Genomic DNA, 3,697 nt, shown 5'->3' on the forward strand with positions numbered 1-3,697 from the left:
GGGTCTAGCCGGCCCTGTCTCGTGTATCGCGACTGAAAAGAACAGAGTTGTCCAAGTCAAATATACTAACCCGAGCGACCTGCGTTGATCAGCTGCACGGCTGGGAGACCATATGGGGTTGCTCAATTGTCCTCGTCCAAGTGGCGGGGGCGGGAAATGTATGTTTTTGGTTCAGAAGAATGACTGCCTTTAGTTACCAGCTGGGCGGTCTCGATCGATTTGATTACTAGCGCAGCTTTGGTTGTGTGCGGTCAAACGCACTCAAGTAGCCGAATAGGCGGTAGTGCCAATATCAAGTCTTTCTTTTTCTGGATCAAATCAAGCGCGAGAAGGGCGTTTGGTGAATGCCTTGGCAGCAAGAGGCGATGAAAGACGTGATACTCTGCGATAAGCCATGGGGAGCTGAGAATAAGCTTTGATCCATGGATCTCTGAATGGGGCAACCCACCTGAATGTTTGTTATTGTTAGCTGTGCTAATCAATAATGAGCATGAACAGGTACTTAAGACCTGAATACATAGGGTTTTAAGAGCAAACCCGGGGAACTGAAACATCTAAGTACCCGGAGGAAAGGAAATCAATTGATACTCCCCTAGTAGCGGCGAGCGAACGGGGACCAGCCGAGCCGGATAAGTGACTAGAACACGTTGGGAAGCGTGGCCATAGCGGGTGACAGCCCCGTATAGGAAGCTTTGACGGACGTATTAAGTAGGGCGGAACACGTGAAATTCTGTCTGAAGATCGGAGGACCACCTTCGAAGGCTAAGTACTCCTTGCTGACCGATAGCGAACCAGTACCGTGAGGGAAAGGTGAAAAGCACCCCGACGAGGGGAGTGAAACAGTACCTGAAACCGAACGCCTACAATCAGTCGGAGGCTCCTTGCGAGCTGACGGCGTACCTTTTGTATAATGGGTCATCGACTTGGTCTCACGAGCAAGCTTAAGCCGTTAGGTGTAGGCGTAGCGAAAGCGAGTCTTAATAGGGCGAATGAGTTCGTGGGATCAGACCCGAAACCGAGTGATCTAGGCATGGCCAGGTTGAAGGTAAGGTAACACTTACTGGAGGACCGAACCCACATCCGTTGAAAAGGATCGGGATGAGCTGTGCCTAGGGGTGAAAGGCCAATCAAACTCGGAGATAGCTGGTTCTCTGCGAAATCTATTTAGGTAGAGCGTCATCCGAATACCCCGGGGGGTAGAGCACTGGATGGGTAATGGGGCCCCACAGGCTTACTGATCCTAACCAAACTCCGAATACCCGGGAGTACTAGATGGCAGACACACTGCGGATGCTAACGTCCGTAGTGGAGAGGGAAACAACCCTGACCTACAGCTAAGGCCCCCAATTCATGGCTAAGTGGGAAAGCAGGTGGGACGACCAAAACAACCAGGAGGTTGGCTTAGAAGCAGCCATCCTTTAAAGATAGCGTAACAGCTCACTGGTCTAAACAAGTTGTCCTGCGGCGAAGATGTAACGGGGCTCAAGCCATGAGCCGAAGCTTAGGATGCCGTAAGGCATGGTAGCAGAGCGTAGTGTGACATAGAACTCATCCTGTATTGCCGCCGGTTATGTGGCGCGAGTAATCGCGCTCAAGTAGCCGAATAGGCGGTAGCGCAGGATAGAGTTCTTTCGATGAAGCCGGCCTGTGAGGGATCCGGTGGAGAGATCACTAGTGAGAATGATGACATGAGTAGCGACAAAGAGTGTGAGAGACACTCTCGCCGAAAGTCCAAGGGTTCCTGCTTAAAGCTAATCTGAGCAGGGTAAGCCGGCCCCTAAGCCGAGGCCGAAAGGCGTAGGCGATGGGAACTAGGTTAATATTCCTAGGCCAGGAGGATGTGACGGATCACAGGTGTAGTTCAATCTTATCGGATTGATTGGGCTGCTGAGTGGTTCCTGGAAATAGCCCTCCATCAGACCGTACCCTAAACCGACACAGGTGGACTGGTAGAGCATACCAAGGCGCTTGAGAGAACGATGTTGAAGGAACTCGGCAAAATACCTCCGTAAGTTCGCGAGAAGGAGGCCCGGTTCCTAGGCAACTAGGGGCTGGGGGCACAAACCAGGGGGTGGCGACTGTTTATTAAAAACACAGGGCTCTGCGAAGTCGCAAGACGACGTATAGGGTCTGACGCCTGCCCGGTGCCTGAAGGTTAAAAGGAGAGGTGAGAGCCTTGAATTGAAGCCCAGGTAAACGGCGGCCGTAACTATAACGGTCCTAAGGTAGCGAAATTCCTTGTCGGGTAAGTTCCGACCTGCACGAATGGCGTAACGACTTCCCCGCTGTCTCCAACATCGACTCAGCGAAATTGAATTGCCTGTCAAGATGCAGGCTTCCCGCGGTTAGACGGAAAGACCCCGTGCACCTTTACTACAGCTTCGCACTGGCATCAGGATTGTGATGTGCAGGATAGGTGGTAGGCTTTGAAGCAGGAACGCAAGTACCTGTGGAGCCTCCCTTGAGATACCACCCTTCGCACTCTTGATGTCTAACCGCGGTCCGTTATCCGGATCCGGGACCCTGCGTGGCGGGTAGTTTGACTGGGGCGGTCGCCTCCTAAAGCGTAACGGAGGCGCGCGAAGGTTGGCTCAGAGCGGTCGGAAATCGCTCGTTGAGTGCAATGGCAGAAGCCAGCCTGACTGCAAGACTGACAAGTCGAGCAGAGTCGAAAGACGGCCATAGTGATCCGGTGGTCCCGAGTGGAAGGGCCATCGCTCAACGGATAAAAGGTACGCCGGGGATAACAGGCTGATACTGCCCAAGAGTCCATATCGACGGCAGTGTTTGGCACCTCGATGTCGGCTCATCTCATCCTGGGGCTGGAGCAGGTCCCAAGGGTACGGCTGTTCGCCGTTTAAAGAGGTACGTGAGCTGGGTTTAGAACGTCGTGAGACAGTTCGGTCCCTATCTGCCGTGGGTGTAGGAGACTTGAGAGGAGTTGCCCCTAGTACGAGAGGACCGGGGTGAACGATCCACTGGTGGACCAGTTGTCGTGCCAACGGCAGTGCTGGGTAGCTATGATCGGACAGGATAACCGCTGAAGGCATCTAAGCGGGAAGCCCCCCTCAAAACAAGGTCTCCCTGAGGGCCGTGGAAGACCACCACGTCAATAGGCCGGAGATGTAAGCGCAGCAATGCGTTCAGTTGACCGGTACTAATCGCCCGATAGGCTTGATTTGATCCAGTAATGGAAAGACAAATCACCAAAAGCATACACTGACCTTGATTATGGACAGCGTCGCAGCGCCAAGCCGCGATGTTGGTTGATTATATAACCGAGTGGCACCGCGCATTCGCAAGCGAATACGCTGCCTGCCAACCGTCGCTTTCTTGCTCCGCAAAAAAGTCGACATGGGCTTTTCCTCGGTTTGGTGGTCATAGCGCAAGTGAAACACCCGGTCCCATCCCGAACCCGGAAGTTAAGCACTGCCGCGCCAATGGTACTTGGGCTTAAGCCCCGGGAGAGTAGGTCACCGCCAAACCTAGAAAAAGCCCATATCTCTCTAACACGATGACACAATACCCGGCCTCAAATAGCGCAAGCGATAGGCCAACCAAAGACCTCAACTAGCGTAAGCGCTAGGTCACAAAAACTGTCGCGGGATGGAGCAGCCCGGTAGCTCGTCAGGCTCATAACCTGAAGGTCGTAGGTTCAAATCCTACTCCCGCAACCAAAATAAATCACTTGATTACA

General features: G+C 53.2%; 1 tRNA gene and 2 rRNA genes. All 3 read left to right on the forward strand.

What is annotated here, in order from left to right:
- Positions 1–316: 316 nt before the first annotated feature.
- The 3 genes from GS605_RS20860 (at position 317) to GS605_RS20870 (ending at position 3,677) form a co-directional block, all read left to right on the forward strand.
- Positions 317–3,182 (forward strand): 23S ribosomal RNA (locus GS605_RS20860).
- A gap of 188 nt (positions 3,183–3,370) precedes the next feature.
- Positions 3,371–3,485: ribosomal RNA gene (gene rrf, locus GS605_RS20865) — 5S ribosomal RNA — on the forward strand.
- A gap of 115 nt (positions 3,486–3,600) precedes the next feature.
- A tRNA-Met gene (locus GS605_RS20870) sits at positions 3,601–3,677 on the forward strand.
- Positions 3,678–3,697 lie beyond the last annotated feature (20 nt).

Origin of the sequence: Ruegeria sp. HKCCD7559, from assembly GCF_013110575.1 — a bacterium.
GTDB lineage: Bacteria > Pseudomonadota > Alphaproteobacteria > Rhodobacterales > Rhodobacteraceae > Ruegeria.